This is a genomic window from Streptomyces zhaozhouensis, from assembly GCF_900230195.1.
In the GTDB taxonomy this organism is placed as follows: Bacteria; Actinomycetota; Actinomycetes; order Streptomycetales; family Streptomycetaceae; genus Streptomyces; species Streptomyces zhaozhouensis.
In genome coordinates this window covers 85500-105967 of record NZ_OCNE01000007.1, presented here as the reverse complement: position 1 = coordinate 105967, position 20468 = coordinate 85500, and the positions used below count along the sequence as shown (strand labels likewise).

19 protein-coding genes and 1 tRNA gene are annotated in these 20468 nt (G+C 71.6%); 9 read left to right on the top strand and 11 right to left on the bottom strand.

Annotated features, from left to right (window positions below; all coding sequences use genetic code 11):
* Nucleotides 1–185: 185 nt before the first annotated feature.
* Both CRP51_RS12440 and CRP51_RS12435 read right to left on the bottom strand, forming a co-directional pair.
* A complete protein-coding gene (locus tag CRP51_RS12440; RefSeq protein WP_097231319.1) occupies nt 186–848 on the bottom strand; it encodes a response regulator transcription factor in 663 nt (220 codons plus the stop codon).
* Nucleotides 845–2005, bottom strand: a complete 1161-nt coding sequence (locus CRP51_RS12435) for a sensor histidine kinase (protein WP_097231175.1) — start codon at nt 2003–2005, stop codon at nt 845–847. Before CRP51_RS12435 ends, CRP51_RS12440 begins: the two co-directional genes overlap by 4 nt.
* Before the next feature lie 147 nt (nt 2006–2152).
* Between CRP51_RS12435 and CRP51_RS12430 the strand changes: the two genes are divergently transcribed.
* Nucleotides 2153–2353 (top strand): hypothetical protein, encoded by a 201-nt coding sequence (locus tag CRP51_RS12430; RefSeq protein ID WP_097231174.1) that lies wholly within the window; start codon nt 2153–2155, stop codon nt 2351–2353.
* On the opposite strand, the gene CRP51_RS12425 is transcribed toward CRP51_RS12430, so the two are convergent.
* The 6 genes from CRP51_RS12425 to CRP51_RS12400 all read right to left on the bottom strand — a co-directional run bounded on the left by CRP51_RS12425 (nt 2278) and on the right by CRP51_RS12400 (nt 8700).
* Nucleotides 2278–3000: an ABC transporter ATP-binding protein gene (locus CRP51_RS12425; protein ID WP_097231173.1), complete on the bottom strand. Its 723-nt coding sequence runs from the start codon at nt 2998–3000 to the stop codon at nt 2278–2280. The genes CRP51_RS12430 and CRP51_RS12425 overlap by 76 nt on opposite strands.
* Nucleotides 2993–4000 carry an ABC transporter ATP-binding protein gene (locus CRP51_RS12420; protein ID WP_439333157.1) on the bottom strand — a complete coding sequence of 336 codons (1008 nt, stop codon included), beginning with the start codon at nt 3998–4000 and terminating at the stop codon, nt 2993–2995. Before CRP51_RS12420 ends, CRP51_RS12425 begins: the two co-directional genes overlap by 8 nt.
* Nucleotides 3997–4905, bottom strand: coding sequence for an ABC transporter permease (locus tag CRP51_RS12415; protein ID WP_097231318.1), 909 nt, complete (start codon nt 4903–4905; stop codon nt 3997–3999). Before CRP51_RS12415 ends, CRP51_RS12420 begins: the two co-directional genes overlap by 4 nt.
* Nucleotides 4906–4910: 5 nt before the next feature.
* Nucleotides 4911–5897 carry an ABC transporter permease gene (locus tag CRP51_RS12410; RefSeq protein WP_245880542.1) on the bottom strand — a complete coding sequence of 329 codons (987 nt, stop codon included), beginning with the start codon at nt 5895–5897 and terminating at the stop codon, nt 4911–4913.
* The gene (locus CRP51_RS12405; RefSeq protein WP_097231172.1) at nt 5894–7498 is read right to left on the bottom strand and encodes an ABC transporter substrate-binding protein; all 1605 of its coding nucleotides are present in this window, start codon (nt 7496–7498) and stop codon (nt 5894–5896) included. The genes CRP51_RS12410 and CRP51_RS12405 overlap by 4 nt, the downstream gene beginning before the upstream one ends.
* A 218-nt stretch (nt 7499–7716) precedes the next feature.
* Nucleotides 7717–8700 (bottom strand): acetylxylan esterase, encoded by a 984-nt coding sequence (locus tag CRP51_RS12400; protein ID WP_097231171.1) that lies wholly within the window; start codon nt 8698–8700, stop codon nt 7717–7719.
* A 294-nt stretch (nt 8701–8994) separates the two neighbouring features.
* Between CRP51_RS12400 and CRP51_RS12395 the strand changes: the two genes are divergently transcribed.
* A tRNA-Pro gene (locus CRP51_RS12395) sits at nt 8995–9068 on the top strand.
* A gap of 247 nt (nt 9069–9315) precedes the next feature.
* Here the strand turns inward: CRP51_RS12395 and CRP51_RS12390 are convergent.
* Nucleotides 9316–9966 carry a MarR family winged helix-turn-helix transcriptional regulator gene (locus CRP51_RS12390; protein WP_097231170.1) on the bottom strand — a complete coding sequence of 217 codons (651 nt, stop codon included), beginning with the start codon at nt 9964–9966 and terminating at the stop codon, nt 9316–9318.
* 203 nt (nt 9967–10169) lie between these two features.
* Between CRP51_RS12390 and CRP51_RS12385 the strand changes: the two genes are divergently transcribed.
* From CRP51_RS12385 to CRP51_RS12355, 7 genes are all read left to right on the top strand, one after another.
* A complete protein-coding gene (locus CRP51_RS12385) occupies nt 10170–11141 on the top strand; it encodes an aldo/keto reductase (RefSeq protein WP_097231169.1) in 972 nt (323 codons plus the stop codon).
* A 128-nt stretch (nt 11142–11269) separates the two neighbouring features.
* Nucleotides 11270–12361, top strand: a complete 1092-nt coding sequence (locus CRP51_RS12380) for a Gfo/Idh/MocA family protein (RefSeq protein ID WP_097231168.1) — start codon at nt 11270–11272, stop codon at nt 12359–12361.
* 307 nt (nt 12362–12668) lie between these two features.
* Complete coding sequence (locus tag CRP51_RS12375) at nt 12669–13775, top strand: NAD(P)-dependent alcohol dehydrogenase (protein ID WP_097231167.1); 1107 nt, start codon at nt 12669–12671, stop codon at nt 13773–13775.
* A 55-nt stretch (nt 13776–13830) separates the two neighbouring features.
* The gene (locus CRP51_RS12370) at nt 13831–14913 is read left to right on the top strand and encodes an MBL fold metallo-hydrolase (protein WP_097231166.1); all 1083 of its coding nucleotides are present in this window, start codon (nt 13831–13833) and stop codon (nt 14911–14913) included.
* A 52-nt stretch (nt 14914–14965) separates the two neighbouring features.
* Nucleotides 14966–15871, top strand: coding sequence for an NADP-dependent oxidoreductase (locus CRP51_RS12365; protein ID WP_097231164.1), 906 nt, complete (start codon nt 14966–14968; stop codon nt 15869–15871).
* 51 nt (nt 15872–15922) lie between these two features.
* Nucleotides 15923–16645: an alpha/beta fold hydrolase gene (locus CRP51_RS12360; protein ID WP_097231163.1), complete on the top strand. Its 723-nt coding sequence runs from the start codon at nt 15923–15925 to the stop codon at nt 16643–16645.
* Nucleotides 16646–16813: 168 nt separating this feature from the next.
* The gene (locus CRP51_RS12355) at nt 16814–17956 is read left to right on the top strand and encodes a Gfo/Idh/MocA family protein (RefSeq protein ID WP_097231162.1); all 1143 of its coding nucleotides are present in this window, start codon (nt 16814–16816) and stop codon (nt 17954–17956) included.
* A 403-nt stretch (nt 17957–18359) separates the two neighbouring features.
* Here CRP51_RS12355 and CRP51_RS12345 read toward each other — a convergent pair whose 3' ends face one another.
* Both CRP51_RS12345 and CRP51_RS12340 read right to left on the bottom strand, forming a co-directional pair.
* Nucleotides 18360–18950 carry an antibiotic biosynthesis monooxygenase gene (locus tag CRP51_RS12345; protein ID WP_097231160.1) on the bottom strand — a complete coding sequence of 197 codons (591 nt, stop codon included), beginning with the start codon at nt 18948–18950 and terminating at the stop codon, nt 18360–18362.
* A 27-nt stretch (nt 18951–18977) separates the two neighbouring features.
* Complete coding sequence (locus CRP51_RS12340; RefSeq protein WP_097231159.1) at nt 18978–20417, bottom strand: aldehyde dehydrogenase family protein; 1440 nt, start codon at nt 20415–20417, stop codon at nt 18978–18980.
* Nucleotides 20418–20468 lie beyond the last annotated feature (51 nt).

Sequence of the window (20468 nt, the reverse complement as noted above, 5' to 3'; positions counted from 1 at the left end):
CCCCGCGTTCGGCCACGGGTCACGCCGGGGTAAACGCTTCCTACTCACTGTCGCACTGCCAAGTTCAGTCCGCAATAGGTAACTTGCAATTTGCATATCGCCACTGTCACGACTGCGAAACGGAGGGCGCGGAACGGTCACGGACCGCGCGCCGGACCCTCACCCGCCGGCGGGCGCGGGGGCGTTCAGCCGCGCGCGTCGTCCAGCAGGCCGGCGTCGTGGACCAGCAGCGCGATCTGGGTGCGGTTGGCGAGGTCGAGCTTGGTGAGCAGGCGCGAGACATGGGTCTTGACGGTCGGCACCGACAGGTGGAGCGCCGCGGCGATCTCCGCGTTGGATTTGCCCCGGCCGACGAGCAGGGCCACCGCGCGCTCGCGCTCGGGAAGGGCGTCGACCCGGCGCCGCGCCCCGCGGCGCTCCCGGCCCGAGCCGGCCACCTGGGCGATCAGCCGGCGGGTGACGGCGGCGGAGAGCACCGGCTCGCCCTCGGCGACCCGGCGGACGGCGTCGACGATCTCCCGGGGCGGGGTGTCCTTGAGCACGTAGCCGGCCGCGCCGGCGCGCAGGGCGCGCAGCACCTGTTCGTCGGCCTGGAAGGTCGTCAGCATCATCACCTCGGGCGCGTCGTCGGAACGGCGCAGCCGCTCGGTGGCGGCGAGTCCGTCAAGCCCCGGCATCCTGACGTCCATCAGCACCACGTCCGGCCGGTGCGCGGCCACCAGCGCCGGCACCTCGGAGCCGTCGGCCGCCTCGCCGACCACCGTGATGTCCTCGGCCGCGCCCAGCATCAGGCGCAGCCCCGAGCGCACCAGCGGATCGTCGTCCACCAGCAGCACACTGATCGTCATGGGGGCCACGGTAGCCAGGCGGTGAGCCGGAAGCCATCCCGGTCCCCGCCGTGCTCCAGCCGGCCGCCGGCCAGCGTCACCCGCTCCTCCAGACCGGTCAGCCCCGCGCCGGCGCCCGGCACCCGGAGGGCGGGCCCGGCGGCCAGCCGGTTGCCGACCCGGACGGTGAGCCCCTCGCCGGGGCCGCCCTCGACGGTGACCAGCGCCTCGGCCCCCGGCGCGTGCTTGCGGACGTTGGTCAGCGCCTCCTGCACCACCCGGTAGGCGGTGCGCCCGACGGCCGGCGGCGGGTCCTGGCCGGGCGCGGTGCGCCGGTCGAGCCGGACCGGGGTGCCGGCGCCGCGCGACTCGTCGGCCAGGCGCGGCAGGTCGTCCAGCGTCGGCTGCGGCCTGGTCGTGCCGGCCGGCTCCGTCCCGTCACCGGGCGGGCCCGCGCCCTCGGGGGTCTCACGCAGCACGCCGATGACGTCGCGCAACTCCTCCAGCGCCTGGTGCGCGGAGGACCGGATGACGGCCGCCGCCGCGCGGACCTGCTCGGCGGGGGCGTCGGGGTGGAACTCCAGCGCCCCGGCGTGCACGCTCAGCAGCGACAGCCGGTGCGCCAGCACGTCGTGCATCTCCCGGGCGATCGCCTCCCTGGTGCGGCGCTGCGCCTGCTCGTAGAGGGTCGCCCGCAGCCGCCTGCGGTAGCGCACCGACAGCCCCCAGGAGACCACCGCGGTCATCACGACCAGCATCATCGCGACGGAGGCGGTGTCCGAGAGCGAGGACTCGGGGCGCTGGGCGACGTTGAACGGCATCAGCAGCAGCTTGAGCACCAGCAGCCACACCAGGGTGCGGGTGCGGCAGTGCACGGCGACGGTGAACAGGGAGGCCAGCATGGGGCCCGCCATGGCGTGGGACGGGAGCGCCAGCACCTGGATGACCAGGGCGACGCCCAGCGGGTGGCGGCGGCGCCACCACAGCAGGCCGCAGGCGAGGGCGGCGACCACCTGGTCGAGGACGACGACATCGGGGTTCTCGTGGGTCTCGCCGGCCAGGACGCCCGAGGTCAGGACGGTGGTGACGGCGGCCAGCCCGATCATGGCCAGGTCGACCGTCAGCTGCCGGCGCCCCTCCTCGCGGCCGCCGCGCGTGCCCCGTTCCTGTGCCGTCACAGCTCCCGAAGGTACCCGCGGGGGCGCCGGCGCGGTGCCCTCCCCCGCGGAGTCGATACCTTCGTCGACGGCGGGCGACCAAGGTCGCGTCCGCCGGCGACCTTCGGCCGACGCGGCGCGACGGGTGGCCCGCCTAGCGTGCCGGCCATGCAGAAGATTCTCGGTTTCCTCAGCTTCGTGCTGCTGACCCAGGGCGCGGGCGGCCTGGCGCACTACTTCCTGGACTGGTTCGACCTGTGGACCGTGGTGCACCGGATCGGGTTCCTCGACGGCTACGAGGTCTTCGCCTCGGTGGTGCTGCTCGTGCTGGGGCTGCTGGTCGGCGCCGTCTCCGACCGGTTCGATTGAACGGCGGGGAAGTCGACGACCCGGTCGCACCAGCGGCGCAGCAGCACCCGGTCGTGGCCCACGGCCAGCAGCGCGGCGCCGGAGGCGGCGCGGTACTCCTCGACGACGGCGACCAGCGCGGCCGTCGTGGAGGCGTCCAGCATGGCGGTCATCTCGTCGCAGATCAGCAGCGCCGGCCTGAGCAGCAACGCCCGCGCCACACAGGCGCGTTGCAGTTGCCCGTCGCTGACCTGGTGGGGGTGGCGGGTCAGCAGTTCGGTGGTGAGACCGACGGTCGCGGCCCACTCGTCCACGCGGCCGGCCAGCTCGTCGCCCCGGCCGGTGGCGTGGGCGGGCGCGGCGATCAGCTGGCGGAGCGTCATCCTGGGGTCGGCGGCCAGGCGGGGCTGTTGGAAGACCAGGCCGACGGCGGTGCGCTGCTCCCGGGGCGCGCGGAAGCGGAAGCCGCCGGCCGGGCGGCCGGCGAGCCGGACGGTGCCGGCGTAGGGGCGGTGCAGCAGCGCGGCGACCCGGGCGAGCGTGGACTTGCCGCAGCCGCTCGGGCCGAGCAGTCCGACGGCCTCGCCGTCGGCGACCGCCAGGGACAGCTCCCGCACCACGGGGGCGCGGCGGTCGTAGCCGGCGGTGATGCGTTCCAGCTCAAGCACGGGCGGCCTCCCTCGGGTGGTGGCAGGCGACGCCGCCGGCCAGGGCGGGAAGCGCGCCGCAGGCGTCGGTGGCCGCCGGGCAGCGGGGCGCGAAGGCGCAGCCGGCGGGCAGCGCGTCCAGCTCGGGCGGCATCCCCGGGATCGGCGTGAACGCGCGCTCAGGCAGCGCGTCCAACAGCCCGGCGGCGTAGGGGTGCCGGGGGCCGGGAGAGCCGAAGAAGGCGTCGGCGCGGGCGAGTTCGACGATCCGCCCGGCGTACATCACGGCGACCCGGTCGGCGATCCGCTCGGCGGCGGCCAGGTCGTGGGTGATCACCAACAGCCCGCGTCCGTCGTCGACATGGCGGCGCAGCTCGTCCACGGTGCGGTCGACCAGGTCGCGGTCGAGCCCGGTGGTCGGCTCGTCGGCGATCAGCAGCGGGGCGTCGCCGACCAACGCCAGCGCGGTGGCGGCGCGTTGGGCGAGGCCGCCGGAGAGCTGGTGCGGGTGGCGGTCCAGGTGGTCGAGGGGGAACGCGGCGCGCTCCGCGGCCCGTTCCCCGGCGGCCCTGAGCTTGGAGCGGGGGACGTCGGTGATCTCCCTGACGGTCTCCTCCAGTTGGGAGCGGACGGTGCGCACCGGGGTGAGGTGGGCCGACGGGCTCTGCGGGATCAGCCCCAGGCGGCGACCGCGCACGGTGCGCGAGAGCGTCGCCTGGTCGGCGGTGAGCAGGTCCGGTCCCTCAGGCGCCAGCCGGGCGCCGCCCCGGACCATGGCGTTGGCCGGCAGCAGCCCCAGCAGGGCGGAGGCGAGCACGGACTTGCCGCAGCCGCTCTCCCCCACCAGCGCCAGGCACTCGCCGGCGGCCAGGTCGAAGGAGACGTCCTCGACGGCCGCCACGTCGCGCCCGCCCGGCATCAGGAACCGCACCGACAGGCCGGCCACGCTCAGCAGCGGCTCGCCCTCCGGGGACCGCCGGGCGGGCGGCGCGGGGCGGGTGGTGGGGGGTGCCTCGGTCACAGGACCAGCTCCGATCGGCGGCGTGGGTTGATCCGTTCGCGCCACAGTCCCGCGACTCCGGCGACGGCCAGGGTGGTGACCACGATGAACAGCCCGGGGAAGAGCGTCGGCCACCAGTCGCCGGCCGACAGCGAGCCGCGCGCACCGTTGATCATGGTGCCCAGGCTCGCCTGGTGGGCGGGGATGCCGAGCCCGAGGAAGGACAGCGCCGACTCGTGCCACACCGCGTGCGGCACCATCAGCACCGCCGCGAGCCCCGCCTGCGGCAGCACGGCCGGCAGCAGATGGCGCGCGGCCACCCGCAGCCGGGAGGCGCCGCCGGAGATCGCGGCGTCCACGAACGGCCGGGAGCGCAGCGAGTGGACCTCGGCCCGCACGATGCGGGCGGTGGAGACCCAGTGCGTCAGCCCCACGGAGGCGACCACCGGCCAGACGCCGGGCCGGAACATCGCCACGATGAAGACACCCATCAGCAGGTGCGGCACGGCGGTGAACGTGTCGACGACCCGCATCAGCACCCGGTCGAACCAGCCGCCGACCGCCCCGGCCAGACAGCCGAGCGCCAGCCCGATGAAGCTGGCCACCAGGGCGGCGACGAGCCCCACCAGCAGTGAGACCCGCAGCCCGTAGACGCTGCGCAGCAGCAGGTCCCGGCCCATGTCGTCGGTGCCGAACGGGTGCGCGCCGGAGGGCGGCAGCAGTTTGGCCGTGAGGTCGACGGCCTGCTGGTCCAGCGGGAAGAACACCGGCACCAGCAGCACCGCCAGCGCCGCGAGTCCCACCAGCGCGCAGGAGACCACGGCCCGCACCCGGCGGGTGCCGCGTCGCGCGTCGCCCACGGGGCGCCAGCCGGCCCCGGCGGACGCGGGCGCCGCGGCGGTGGTCGGGGCGGATTCCTGTGCCATGGCGGTCACATCTCGTTCAGGTCGACGCGCGGATCGGCGAGCCCGTAGAGGAGGTCGGCCAGCAGGTTGCCGGCCAGCACCGCGAGCGCCGAGAGGGCGGTGAGCGCGGCCAGCAGCGGGAAGTCCGTCGCCGTGGCCGCGCGCACGGTGGCCGAGGCGATGCCCGGCCAGCTGAAGACGGTCTCCACCAGCAGCGCCCCGGTGATCAGCTCGGGGATGCGGGTGCCGACCAGGGTGAGCACGGGGAGCAGCCCGGAGCGCAGCCCGTGGCCGAGCAGCACCGTCCGCTCGCTCACCCCGCGCGCCCGCGCCCCGCGCACCGGGTCCTCGTGCAGGGCGTCGGTGACGCCCTGGCGGACGTAGAGCACGAACCACGGCAGCTGCGAGACGGTCAACACGGCGGCCGGCAGCGCCAGATGGCTCAGCAGGCCGCCCGAGGTGACGGTGTCCTCGCCCGCCTCGGTGAGGCCGCCGGCGGGCAGCACGTCGAGCTGGAGCGCGAAGAGCCAGATCGCCAGCAGCGCCAGCCAGAACGGGGGCGCCGCCTGGAGGGTGTAGCCGAGGGAGGTGACGGTCCGGTCCAGCCAGCCGCCCTCCCGCCGCGCGGCGAGCACGCCGAGCGCGGTGCCCAGCAGCACGGAGCCGACGAACGCGACCGCGCACAGCAGCAGCGACCAGCCGATCCGTTCCGCGATGACCTGGGAGACCGGCTGGCGCAGCGCCAGGGACTGCCCGAGGTCGCCGCCGAGCGCCGAGGTGAGCCAGCTCCACCACTGCTCGACGAAGGTGCCGTCGGGCGAGAGGTTCTCGCGCAGCGCGTCCAGCGTCTCCTGGGAGGCGCCCGAACTCTCCCCGACATAGCGCCGCACCGGGTCGAACGGCGAGGCCGCGGCGACGGCGAACATCCCGAGGGTCACCACGACCAGCACCGGCACGGCGGCCAGCGCCCGCCGCCCCACCAGGCGCGCCACCGCCGGCCAGGGCACGGTCACGGGCGCACGCGCCAGTCCTCCACGTTCCACCAGGGACCGTGCCCCAGTCCGTGGTCGTGCGGCTCGACCTGGGTGGTGACCCCGTCCCAGGCGTCGGCCATCACGTAGACGTGGTCGACGTGGGTGAGGAAGGTGTAGCCGGGGTCCTCCAGCAGCTCGCGCTGCACCGCCTCGTAGGCGGCCTCGCGCTCCGCCTGCTCGGCGCTGCGCCGTCCGGCGTCCAGCGCCTCGTCCACGGCGTCGTTCCGGTAGTGGGCCATGTTGTTGTAGCCGTTCCCCGCCAGCTCGGAGTGGAGCAGGTTGTACAGCTGGAAGTCGGGGTCGGTGGGTTCGCCGCCGCCGGAGAGGACGGCGTCCTCGGCGAGACGGCCGTCGATGACCTCCCAGGAGCCGGACTCCACGGTGATGTCGACGCCGATCTCCTTGGCGTCCGAGGCGTAGGCCAGGGCGTGCTCCTGGCGCAGCCGGTCGCCCGCCGGGTACCAGAGGGTGAACGCGGCGCGCTGCCCGTCCCGTTCCCGCACGTCGCCCTCGCCCAGTTCCCAGCCGGCCTCGTCCAGCAGGCGGCCGGCCTCCTCGGGGTCGTGGGCCCGCTCGGTGCCCTCGGCGAACCACGGGCTGGCGGTGGGGATCGCGCTGTGCGCGGGGTGGCCGGCGCCCAGCAGGATGCTGTCGACCATCAACTCCCGGTCGACGGCGAGGTCCAGCGCGCGGCGGACGGCGGTGTCGCCGGTGACCGGGTTGTCCGAGGGCAGGGTCACGGCGCGGAAGTCGGCGCTCTCGGCGGTGACGGTGGTCATCCCGTCCTCGCCGGCGAAGCCCTCGGCGAGGTTGGGCGGGAGGACGGCGGCGTCCAGGTCCCCGGAGCGCAGCCGGGTGGCGCGCACGTCGTCGTCGGGGATGACGGCCATGGTGACCCGTTCGACCTCGGGGGCGCCGTCCCAGTAGTCGGGGTTGGCGGTCAACGAGATGCGCTCGCCGGGCGACCAGTCGGTGAGGGTGTAGGGGCCGGTGCCGACGGGCTCGGTGTTGTAGGAGCCGGTGTTGACGTCCTGCTCGCCGGCGACGTGCCGGGCGGCGATGGGCAGCACGGTGCGCTCGGTGAACGCGGCGTACGGGTACTTCAGGGTGAAGAGCACCTCGTGGTCGCCCGCGGCCTCGACGCTCTCGACCGCGTCCAGCTCGCCCTTGGCGGCGTTGTTGGTGCCGTCGTCGAGGATCGTCTCGTAGGTGAAGACGACGTCGGCCGCGGTGAACGGTTCGCCGTCGCTGAAGGTGACGTCCTCCCTGAGCGGGAAGCGGTAGGTGAGCCCGTCCTCGCCGACCTCCGGCAGCTCGGCGGCGAGCGCCGGCTGGAGCTCCAGGTTCTCGTCGCGGCGGAGCAGCCCGTCGAAGATCTTGGAGTTGCCGTCCTTGCCGTAGCCGAGCAGCGGGCTCAGCGTCTCCGGCTCGTTGGCTATGCCCACCACCACGCTGTCCCGGCCGCCGCCGGCGGAGTCGCCGCCGTCGGCGTCGCCGGGCGTCGAGCAGCCGGCGACGGCGACCAGCGCGGCCACCGCCCCCGCCACGGCACCGTCACGGACCCGCCTGCGGACCGTCATCACCACACCCCTGCCGAGCGTCACATCGGTTGTTATTGCGAACAACTCGCAATAGGGCAATTAAAACAGGTGATCGGGTGGCCCTGTCCAGGGGTCCTGGCGGCTCCGGGGCTCCCCGCGGGGGAACGCGGCACCGTTCCGCGGGCGTTCACCCCGCCGTCGCCGTCCGGGAAGCCCCGGTTCCGTCCCCGTCCGGGGAGCCCCGGTTCCGTCGCCGTTCAGCCGGTGGGAGCCAGCCCGCGCCCGGCCAGCCAGGCCAGCTGCCGCACCTGCTGGTCCGAGCCGCCGCCCGCGTGGTCGGAGAACTCCCAGACCGTGATGTCCTTCTCCCCCGCGTAGCGGTTGTAGGCGGCGTAGACCGTCGACGGCGGGCAGACCGGGTCCATCAACGCCACGCTGAACAGCGCGGGGGCGGTCGCCCGCGCGGCGAAGTGCTGGCCGTCGAAGTACGCCAGCACGTCGAACACCCGCGCGGGCTCGACCCGTTGGTGCGCGCCCAGGTAACTCACCAGCTCGGGGTAGGGTCCCGCCCCCGCGATGTCGGCCCCGCGCCGGTAGTGGCACAGGAACGGCACGTCCACCAGCGCCCCGGCCACCGCGTCCCCGAGCAGCCCGGCCACCGCGAGGGTCAGCCCGCCGCCCTGGCTGCCGCCGGAGACGACCACCCGGTCCCGGTCGACGGCCGGGTGGGCGCGCAGCGCCTCCACCGCGCGCACGCAGTCGGTCATCAGCCGCCGGTAGTAGTACTCCTCGCGGCTGGCTATGCCGCGCGTCATGAATCCGCGCACCCACTGCGGCGCCGAGGAGGGGTCGGAGTCGGGCGTCTCGTGGCCCTGACCCCGGCTGTCGACCACCAGGTGCGCGTAGCCGGCGGCGCTCCACAGCAGCCGGTCCAGGTGCGGCCCGCGCCCCCCGCTGTAGCCCTGGTAGGTGACCACGGCCGGCAGCGGGCCCGGGGCGTTCCTCGGCAGCAGCAGCCAGGCGGCGACGGGCTCGCCGGCCCAGCCGGGGAAGCGGACGTCGTAGACGTCGACCGAGGTCAGCGGCGAGTCGGCCACCGGCCGGTACACCGCCTCCACGCCCTCCCCCGCCGCCCGCGCGGCGTCGAGCGTCCCGGACCAGAACTCGGCGAAGTCGGGGGGCGCGGAGAGCCCCGAGTCGTAACGCCGCAGTTCCTCCAACGACAGATCGGTCAGCGCCACGGCCGACCTCCCTTCCCGGCCGCGCCCGCCTCGGGCCGGCCAATGATCGACTGCGGCAAGCTACGGCGCGCGTCCCCGCACGTCAACGGCCTGTCCGGGGTTCGGGCGACCCCACGCGGGCCGCCCCCCGGCGGGCCGGGACCGCGTCCCGGCGCGAGCCCGGTGCCGCGTGACGGCACCGCCCGGCACCGCCTCTCCCCCGCCCCCCACCCGGGGTTGAGCGAGCACCCCCGCCCATGCGGTATGGTTCTACCGCGCGCTGATCGAGGGCAAAGCCCCAGATCAGACGGGCACCGGGACGTGGCGCAGTTTGGTAGCGCACTTGACTGGGGGTCAAGGGGTCGTGGGTTCAAATCCCGCCGTCCCGACGGTGTCGAAGGTCCGTTGAGCGGGAGGTTTCCTCCCAGCTCAACGGACCTTTCGTCGTTTCCGGTCAGGGACTACCGCACCACTCGGAGATGGCCACGCGTTCCCGTGTTGGGGACCGTTCGCAGCGCCGAAGACGGACACCGGCGAACATTTCAGGGCAGGGAGCGAGTCGCGTGGGCGACGAGCGGAACGGCCGCGGTACGGCGCGCGTCGAGCTCAGGAGACAGCGGTGGCGCCGCTTCTCCGTCAGTCCGCGGTACGCCTCGGTCCGCTGCGGGTCGTCGGTGCTTCTGACGGAGGGGAAGCCGCGGAGCCCGTGTCGGGTCGGTCGCGCTTGATGGCCGCGTCCACCGCGGCACCGATGCGGCGCAGTGCCGCCAGCTCTTGGGGCTCGAGATCATCGATCAGGTACTCGCGGACCGCGGCGACGTGTCCCGGCGCCGCTGCCACGACCACCTCGTACCCGGCCTCGGTCAGCGTCGCGGCGGTGCGCCTTCCGGAGCCGGGGATCCGGTTCCGTGCGAGCAGTGCGCGCTTCTCAAGCCGACCGACGACATGGGACAGCCTCGACAGTGACGCCGCCGTTCGCGCGGCCAGGGCGCTCATCTGCATGGTGCGATCCGGCTGCTCGGACAGGACCGAGAGCACCATGTACTCGAAGAAGGTCAGTTGGGCCTCGCGCTGCATGCGCGCATCCAGCGCAGCCGGCAGGCTGATCATGATCGCGGAGTTGGCCAGCCACGCCGCAAGCTCGTCGCCGTTCAGCCATCGCGTCTCGGCAACCGCACCAGTGGACTCCCCCGAGCCGGAGCCTTCTCCGGCAAGCGCCGCCGTCTCGGACCCGGTCCGTGGACGCCGGCGTCGCTGGCCGTTCGTGTCATCTGCCGTGCTCGCCATGAGGACATCCTAGACCCACTTATTGACGCGTCAAGTTCGATGGAGTGGAACTTGACGCGTCAAGTTCTCTTCGCTGCCGACCGAGCGCGTAAGCAACAGCGGCGCGATGTGCCATCGCCCCCGTTACGCACCCTTCTGCGGCGCTGAGGCCTGCCCCTCGCGGACACGCGGGGCCGGCGGGCAGGTTCAGGAAAGGACAACAGATGCGGTCCACGTCTCTCGGCAGGCTCGATGTCTCGCGCATCGGCCTGGGTGTCATGGGGATGTCGGCGTACTACACCGGCGCCGGTCGGGACGAAGCCGAGTCGATCCGCACCATTCACCGCGCCGTCGACCTCGGTGTCACCCATCTGGATACCGCCGAGGTGTACGGGCCCTACGTCAACGAGGGACTGGTGGGTCGCGCGATCAAGGGCCGCCGGGACGACGTTGTTCTCGCCACCAAGTTCGGCCTCGTCTCCCACACCGGCCGGCCGGGCCCGGACAGCACCCCCGCCAACATTCGCACGGCGGTCGACGGCTCACTGCGGCGGCTCGGAACCGACCGCATCGACCTCTACTACCAGCACCGGGTCGACCCCCGCACTCCCATCGAGGAGACGGTGGGGGCGCTCAGCGAGCTGGTGGAGGCGGGGAAGGTCCTCCACATCGGACTGTCGGAGGCGGCGGCGGCGACCATTCGCCGGGCCCACGCGGTCCATCCCGTGGCCGCCGTCCAGAGCGAGTACTCGCTGTGGGCACGAGATCCCGAGGCCGAAGTGCTCCCCACGCTGCGTGAGCTCGGCATCGGACTGGTTCCCTACTCACCGCTGGGACACGGCTTCCTCGCCGGCGACATCGGCACCCTCGACGGCCTGGACGCCACCGACTGGCGTCGCTCCAATCCCCGGTTCACCGGCGACAACCTCACGCGCAACCTGCGCATCGTCGACCAGGTACGCGAGGTCGCCGACGAAGTCGAGGCCACCCCCGCGCAGGTCGCTCTGGCCTGGTTGCTCACGCGAGGCGACGGCATCGCGCCCATTCCGGGGACGAAACGTAGCGACCGCCTCGAGGAGAACAGCGCCGCCGACGGCATCCGGCTCACCCCAGGCCAGATCACCCGCCTGAACAACCTGACACCGGCGTCCGGCGAACGCCATGCCGAGCCCGACATGGCCGCCATCGACCAGTGAGAGAAGCACGAAGCCGCCCATCGCCCCGCGCCATCCGCCGAGTCAGCACTGCGAGCCCGGGCATCGAGCGGCGAACCGGGCGAGGCAAACAAGATTCTGCCGCAGCGAAAGAAACGGAACACCACATCATGTCAAGCGATCTCATCCGTGTCGGCATCATCGGCGCGGACACGAAGGCGAGCTGGGCGGGGGCAGCGCACATACCCGCGCTGGCGGCACAGCCCGACTTCCACCTTGCCGGTGTGGCGACGCGGCACGAGGAGAGCGCGCGCGGCGCTGCCGAGGCGTTCGGCGCCGAGCGTTGGTTCGCGGACCCCTACGCGCTCATCGGTGACCCTTCGATCGACCTCGTCACCGTCGCGGTGAAGGTCCCGGCTCACCGCGAGCTCGTCCTGGCGGCCCTCGCGGCGAACAAGGCCGTGTACGCGGAGTCGCCGCTGGGCACGACCGTCGCGCAGACCGAAGAGATGGCTGAGGCGGCCGGCTCACTGCACACCGCGATCGGCCTGCAGGGCCGGCTCAACCCCTCGGTACGCCGCGCGGCGGAGATCATCGCTCAGGGCCGGCTCGGGCGGCTGCTCTCGGCACGAGTCGACGCGACGACCTTCGGCAACGGCCCGGAATCGGTGAGCGCGTACGCGTACTTCGACAAGGCGGCGTCCGGAGCCGGCTTTCTCCCCATCGCCGCGGGCCACGTCCTGGATGTCGTCGAAGCCGTTCTCGGCGACATCACCGAAATCGACGCCCGCACCGAACTCCTCTGGCCACAGGTGAGATTGGTGGACACCGGCGCGATCTCCGTCCGCGAGGTCCCGGATCACCTGGACGCCATCGCCAAGACCTCCTCGGGGGCGCCGGTCGGAGTGCAGATCCTGGCGGGCGTACCCGCCGCCGACGCCCGTTTCAGCCTGAGAGTACGCGGATCGGAGGGCTGGCTGAACCTGACCGGCGACCACCCCGCAGGCGTGCAGGTCGGCGACCTCACCCTCTCGTCGAACGTCGACTTCACCGCGCCCGACAGCCTCGTCGCCACCGGCACGGGCCCCACCGCCGCCGACATCTGGACGGGCGCTTCCCTCAACGTCGGCGAGGTCTACGCCAGCCTGGCCCGCGACATCACTAACGGCACCCACCACACCCCGGGATTCCCTCACGCTGCCCACAACAGCCGACTCGTCGCCCGAGTCGAACAAGCCGCTCGGACCGGCGTCCGGCAGTGAGGCCACCCCGCCTCGTGGCACCGTGCACCGCTGCCGGAGACGCACGGACGGCCGACAGAGACGCCCCACCCGTCAGCCCCTGGTGTCCGCGATCAAGGTCGCGGACACCAGGGGCCGCATGGCGGCAGCCTTCGCAGGGCCGGGCCCGTGACGGATACGGCGACCGATCCGCGCGTACGGGCGGCCGACATAGGTTCGGACCCGCTGAAGGGTTCCCGAGGCCCACAACCCCGATCAGGGAGTCGTTGATGATGTCAGTTCCTCGTCACCATGGCGCTCGCGGCGCTTCGCGGCAGGCTCACGGCGTATGACCACCTCCGCGCGCGCCGCCGTCCTCGAGGCGCGGGACGGGCCTTTCGCATTCCGCGACATCGAGATCGAGGACCCGCGGCCCGACGAGGTGCTCGTCCGCGTCGTCGCGACCGGGATATGCGCGACCGACGCTCACGTGCGGGCGCAGCGCATGGCGACGCCGCTGCCGGTGGTGCTGGGGCACGAGGGAGGAGGAGTCGTCGAACGCGTGGGGGCCGCTGTCACCACCGTCGAGCCCGGTGACCACGTCGTCCTCTCCTACCACTCGTGCGGCCGCTGCAAGCCGTGCATGTCTTCGCACGCGGCCTACTGCGACAACGTCTGGGCGGCCAACTTCGCGGGTGCCCGCCTGGACGGTTCGAACGGTCTCCACGTCGCCCACGGTGCCGAGCCGCACGGTCACTTCTTCGGCCAGTCCTCGTTCGCCACCCACGCCCTGACGCACCAACGGAACACGATCAAGGTCCCCCGCGATCTGCCCCTCGACGTCATGGCTCCGCTGGGGTGCGGGCTGCAGACGGGCGCGGGGGCCGTGCTCAAGGCCCTCGCCGTGCCGGCGGGAGCGTCCTTCGCGGTCCTCGGCGTGGGAGCGGTGGGCCTGGCGGCGGTCATGGCGGCACATGTCGCGGGGGCGACCACCATCGTCGCCGTCGACGTCGACGCCGGCCGCCTCGGGCTGGCCCGCGATCTCGGAGCGACGCACCTCGTCGACCCCAACCGGGTCGGGGATCTGACTCGCGCGCTCCGCGCCGTCGACGAACGCGGTCTGGAGTACGTCCTCGACACGAGCGGCCGCGCGGAGAACCTCGACGCCGGGGTCGGCGCCCTGGCACCGATGGGTCGATTCGGCTTCGTGGCGTTCCACGAAGGAGCGGGCGCCGTGCTCGACGCCGGCCGGCTCACGCTCGGACAGTCGCTTCAGGGCATCATCCAGGGCGACGCCGTCTCGTCGCTCCTGATCAACGACCTTGCCCAGCTCTATCGAGCGGGCCGGTTCCCCATCGACCGGCTGCTGTCCTTCTACGACTTCGCCGATATCAACACCGCGTTCGAGGACGCGGGCTCAGGCCGCGTCACCAAGGCGGTCCTTCGCTTCACGTGACCGGGACAGACCACCCGTTCGACAGATTCCCAGGAACACAGAGAGGCTCCCGCCGATGTGCCAGAGCAGTCAGATACCCATCAGCGTCGAAGAAACCCCCAGCTTCTACGGGATCGACCACTACGGATTCCCCCGCGCGGGGGCGGACGACCCGTTGGACCCCGAGGGCTATTACCCCCCGTATTTCCAGAGCGAGCACTTCCAGAAGTACGGCTACCACGTGGAAGAACTGCGCGGCGGCTTCTACTGGGTCACCAGTGCCGGCTACGACGCCGCGTTCGTGGTGACCGAGGAGGGCGTGGTCGCGATCGACGCGCCCCCGACGCTGGGCGAGAACATGCTGGCGGCGATCGAGGACGTCACCGACCGACCGGTGACCCACGTCATCTACAGCCACTGGCACGCCGATCACATCGGCGCGGCCTCCGTGTTCGGCCCCGACGTCGAGATCGTCGCCCACCGCATCACCAAGGAACTCCTGGAGCGCTTCCCCGACCCGAAGCGGCCCCTGCCGACGAGGACGTTCGACGACGAACTCGTCCTCGAAGTGGGCGGCGTGAGCCTGCAGCTCTCCTACAAGGGAGAGAACCACTGCCCCGGCAACATCTTCATCTACGCACCCCGGCAGAAGGTGCTCACGGCCGTCGACATCGTCAGTCCGGGAAGCGTCACATTCATGCACTGCGACGCCTCGCAGAACATCTCCGGCTGGTACGAAGCTCAGTCCCAGATCCTCGCATACGACTTCGACTACTTCGTCGGCGGGCACCACATGCATTACGGCACCTACGAGCAGGTGAAGCTGTGCGTGGAGTACTTCGCCGACGTGCTCGAGGGAGCGACTGCGGCGGTCGAGCGGTTCAGCCGCTCGGACGCGCTCGCCGACATCGTGACCGGCACCGGCTGGAACAGGATCTTCGTCGGCACCGAGAACTGGATCAGCTCCATGGCGAACTACACCACCCGCCACGTCCTCGAGAAGGAGACGAGCGACGGCCGGCTCTGGTGGGAACGGCTGGCGGGAGCCACCACCCAGACCAAGTACCACGCGTACACCGTGCTGGAATCGATCCGCCTCGAACGGCCCCGGCCCGACTACCGCCTGCGGGGCGAGAATCCTCCGGTCTTCCTGACCTGACACTGTTCTGAACAGTGCGAGCAAACGACCCTTGTAAACGAGAAGGACCACCATGAGAGCCGCCGTCATCACCTCGTTCGGCGAACCCTCCGTGTTGCGGGTCGCGGAGGCTCCGCGACCGGTGCCGGGTCCGGGTCAAGTACTGGTGCGGGTTCACGCCGCCGGGGTGAACCCGGCGGAGATCCAGGCACGAGCCGGAGCGTTCCGCCTGCGTGCTCCCGCCATCATCGGATTCGAGTTCGCCGGCGTCGTCGAGGCGGTCGGCCCGGGCGTCGACGAGGGCGTGGTCGGCGACCGCGTCGCCGGGTGGCCGGACTCCGCCACCCAGGGCTCCTACGCCGAGTACACGGTCAGCGGCAACTTCGCGACGATCCCCGACGGCGTTTCCTTCGAGGAGGCCGCGGCTACCGTCATCGGCGCCGACAACGCGGCGAGGGCTCTCGGGCTTCTGCACTTGCGCCCGGGTGAAACGCTCGTGGTCACCGGCGCGAGCGGTGCTCTGGGCGGCGCCGCCGTGCAGTTCGCGCGACAGCGCGGTGTGACGGTGATCGGCGTCGCCGGGACTGCCAACGCCGACTTCGTCAGGAGTCTCGGAGCGACCCCTGTCGCCCACGGTCCGGGCCTGGTCGACCGCATCCGTGCCGCCGCTCCTGGCGGGGTCGACGCCGCGCTCGACACCGCCGGCAAGGGGCTCCTTCCCGCCCTCGTCGATCTTCTCGGCGGCCCCGACCGGATCGTGACGCTCGCCGACCGCGATGCCGCACAACACGGCGTCGCGTTCAGCCCCGGGGGCAGCGGGAACCGCGACCGCGGCCCTGTCCAGGAAGCCCTGGATCTGATCGCGGCCGGCGCATGGACCGCACGCATCGGCCGGAGCTTCCCACTCGACGAGGCCGCGGACGCTCATCGCCTCGTCGCCACGGGCCACACCCACGGCAAGGTCATCCTTCTTCCCTGACGCGGCCGACCGGCCGTTCCACCACGACAACAAACAAGCGGAGAATCCGAAATGCCCGCAGTCCTCGTCCATGGTGTACCTGATACCCACCGGCTTTGGGACACCGTCCGCCCCTATCTTCAACGCGAAGATGTGGTGACGATCGATCTCCCCGGGTTCGGCGTACCCCTGCCAGCGGGATTCACGTCGACGAAAGAAGAGTATCTCGACTGGCTTGTGAAGAGGATCGAAGAGATCGGCGAACCCGTCGACCTGGTCGGTCATGATTGGGGATCTCTGCTCACGGGCCGTCTCGCGTCTATCCGACCGGATCTGGTGCGGACTTGGACAGGCATCAGCGGACCAATCGATCCGGAATATCCGTGGCATTATCTTGCCAAGATCTGGCAAACGCCAGGCGAGGGCGAGCAATGGATGGCGGACCTCGACCTCGAGGCGTTCGCAGCAAGCCTCAACGAGGCGCAGATGCCGCGCGACGCGGCAAACGAATCGGTCCGGCATCTCGATGCCACTATGAGAGCAAGCATTCTTGCCCTTTACCGTTCGGCGATCGAGGTCGGGGCGGAGTGGAAGCCGGGTCTGAGCAACGTGACCGCACCAGCGCTGGTGATCTGGGGCCTGGACGATCCGTTTCTTCCGCACCGCTTCGCCGACGAGCTCGGGAATGCCACACGCGCACGTGCCGTCTTCAAGCTGCGCAGCTCGCACTGGCCGATGATAGAGCGTCCGGCCGATGTCGCGCGCCAACTCGAGGCCCACTGGGCTCACGGGTAGAACCTGCGCCTGGGGCACTCGGGCTCAAACCCCGCAGCCGCTACGCGAACGGCTGTAATCGCCCGCTCGCCATGGTGAGCCCGAGTGCCCACGTATTTGTCCGGAAACGAATCATCGTGACGCGGCCCGGAGCGCGTTGCCGGGGCTGCACACGGCAGGAGCATCCTGATGACGAATTCAGCGAATACCCGGATCGGCGTCGGCCTTGTCGGGGCCAGTGCCGAACGGGGTTGGGGCGGAATCGCTCACGTCCCGGCGCTGCAGGCGCTCGACGCTTTCCAGATCCGCGCCGTCAGTACGACTCGTATGGAGAGCGCGAACGCGACCGCTCGTCGGCTGGGCGCCGATCTCGCCTTCGACACACATGAGGCTCTGGTCGTACGACCGGAGGTCGACCTGGTGGTGGTTGCGGTCAAGGTGCCGGACCACAAGCAGATTGTTTCCGACGCGCTGGCCGCGGGCAAGATGGTTTATTGCGAATGGCCGCTCGCAAGAAACCTATCGGAGGCCGAAGCGCTGGAGGGGTTTGCCCGCGAGCGGCGGCTGCGGACGGTTGTCGGGTTGCAGGGCGGCCTGCACCCGCCGATCCTCTTCCTCCGCGACCTCATCGCGCAAGGCGTGATCGGCAAGCCGCTCAGCACGAGCATCCGAGCGCATGTGACCGACGACATGTGGGTCGGCCGATATGACCCGCCGGTCGAGTACATGGCTCACGCGAAGCACGGCGCCACGCTTCTGAGCATCATGCTCGGCCACGGGCTCGAACCGCTCGCGCGCGTGCTCGGCACGTTCGAGCGTCTGTCCGCCGTCGTCGCCAATCAGCGCGGTGACGGCGTCCGCCTCTCCGATGGCGCGTCTCTCCCGAAGGACGCGCCGGACGAGATCGTCGTCGCCGGCGTTCTCGAAGGCGGGATCGTCACTTCGCTGCACTACAGTGCCGGGCAGTCTGCCGGCCCGGCGACGGTGTGGGAGATCCAGGGCACCGAGGGCAGTGTGCGTGTGGAGTCGGCGTCGGGCTACCTCCATTTCACCGATCTCACCCTCACGCTGCGCCGCGGCAGCGAGCCCGTCCACGTGCTACAGGTCCCTCCCGCTTATGCGGCTCCCGACCTGGGACTCGACGCACCCGCGGCGGGGGTCGCCCGTCTCTACGCCCAGTTCGCCGCCGACCTCCACGACGGAACCGCCGATGCGCCGGATTTCGCGGTCGCACTCGATCGCCACCGGGTACTCGAGGCGATCACACGGGCCGCTGAAACAGGTCATCGGCAGCATCCGTCCCGCCCCGACCGGATGAACTCCCATCAATGACCCCGGGAGAGGCACTGCCGCGGGACCCGAGGCCCGCGGACGTCCTCGCGTTCTTCGACCTGCCCGGCACGTCCACCCCCCTGATCGCGAAGAGCCCCGCACGGACACAGACACGGACACGGACACGATTCCGTGGCAGCTGCGCACCATGCCCGACCCGTGCGTGGCGCGGAGCGTTGCCCGTCCGGGGTCCCGCGTTCGACCCGGCCCCGAGTCGACCGTGCCGGAGATCGCGGACATCATCCTCCGTACGGGAGACGAGACGGACGTCGACCACGTCGTCGACCTCGTCCACCTGGCCGACCAAGGCGTGGACCAGGCCCTGGAACTGCCGCGTCAGACGATGGAACCGTCCCGCGGAAAGCCGAGCCGCAGGACGGCGCGGTCCGCCCCGGGGGCCGCGTCATCGCGTCGGTCCCCCGCGCGCGGTTGAGGCGGCGGCATAGAGCCAACGGCGAAGGACGAGGGTCACGGCCGGCATCATCACATACGTCATCAACGTGCTGAACAGCAGCGCGAGCAGCGGCACCCGCGCCACAAGCGGCCAAGCACTGAGCGCCGGCCCCAGGAGACCGTTGCCGATCAGGGAGATCGGAAGTACGGCCGTGAACGCGGCGAGCGCCATCTTCCACCGAGGCGGCGCCGTCGTGGGCGTGTCGTGCGCAGTGGTGAACAGGGTCTCCATGCCGGAGAGTTCGCGACGCGCCACCTCGCTCTGATGATGGCCCTCGCAGGAGTCGAACAGTGCGGCCCGCTCAGGTGACGTCGTCCAGTGCCGCGCGGACTCCTGGTCGCGGAACCGGTGGATCAGGACCCACGCCCCGGCGGCCGTGGCGGGCCGGAACAACCCGTCCCCCAGGTGTCCGGGAAACGCTGAGGCGGTGTCGGTCACCCGCCCGAACCAGTCCCGGAATTCCTGCTCGTAGCCGGGTTCCACAGCGCGCGCGGTCAGCAGGGTGACGTCGGCCGGGCCGACGTCGTCCGTCTCGGTCATCGCTTCTCATTCCGCCGTCGTGAGCTGTCAGAGCTGCGGTGCCACACGCACGAGGTGCTTGGTCTCCTGGAATTCCTCGATCCCGCGGATGCCGTTCAGACGGCCCACTCCCGACTGCTTGAAGCCGCCCTCCTCGAACTGGTCGTGGACCATGGCCCAGGTGTTGGTCCAGACGGTCCCGGCCCGCAGTTCGCGGCCGACGCGCAGGGGGCGGTCGACATCACGGGTCCAGACGCTCGCGGCCAGGCCGAACTCGGTGGCGTTGGCACGCGCCACGGCGTCGGCCTCGGAGTCGAACACCTCGAAGGTGGCGACCGGCCCGAACACTTCGCGCTGCACGATCGGCGAGGACACGTCGGCGACCTCGATCAGGGACGGGCCGAGGAGCGCCCGATCCCGCCTGCCCCGCACGAGGACGGTGGCGTAGTCGGCCGCGGCGGCCACGGTCTGTTCGACCCGTTGGGCGTTTCCTTCGTCGATCATGGCGCCCATCTCGCTGGCGGGGTCGTCGCCGGGCCCGACCCGGACCGTTTCGAGGGCGGCGACGAGCCGCCGCCGGAGTTCGTCGGCCACGCCGCGCTGGACCAGTATCCGACTGCCCGTCATGCAGAACTGGCCCGCGAACATGGTGACGGCCTTGGTGAGCACGGGCACGACGGCGTCCAGGTCGGCGTCGTCGAAGACGAGCATCGGCGTCTTTCCGCCCAGTTCCATGGACAGTGTTTTCAGCGTCGGGGCGGCCTGTTCCATGATCACGCGGCCGACCGCGGTGGAGCCGGTGTAGCTGATCACGTCGACGTCCGGGGAGGAGACCAGCTCCGGAGCCCCGGCGTTGCCGCTCTCGGTGAAGACGTTGAACACGCCCGGGTCCAGGCTCGGGGTGTCGGCGACGATCTCGCTCAGCACTCCGTTGACCAGGCCGGTCTGCGCCGGCATCTTCATGACCACGGTGCAGCCGACCGCCAGGGCGGGTGCGAAGGATCGCGCCGAGAGGATGACCGGTGAGTTCCACGGCACGATCACCGCGGCGACGCCCGCGGCTTCGCGCAGGGTCATCGAGTACACGCCGGGTCGCACTTCCCCGGCCCTGCCGTGGTCGGTAAGGGAAAGCGCCGCGTGGTAGCGGAGCTTGGGCACGGTGCCCTCGACTTCGAGGGCCGCCTCGGCGAGTATTTTGCCGTTCTCCCGCGCCAGGAGGGTGATCAGCTCGTCCTTGCGCTGCTCCAGCCGGTCGGCCAGTTCGTGCAGCGCCGCCGCACGCCGGTGGCGGTCGCGGGACCAGGCGGTGGAGTCGAAGGCCCTTCGGGCCGCGGCCACGGCGGCCCTCGCCTCCCGCGCACCGCCGTCGGCGAAGGTGCCGAGCAGGCCGTTGGTCGCGGGGTTGCGTGACTCGCCGCGGGAGCCGGAGTCCTGCCACTGCCCGTCGATGTAGTGGCGCGCGTGGGGCAGGGTTTCGGATGTGGGCATGAGGTGACCTCTCGTCATGCGTCGCACGGCGTTTCGCCGCGGGTCCGCGGG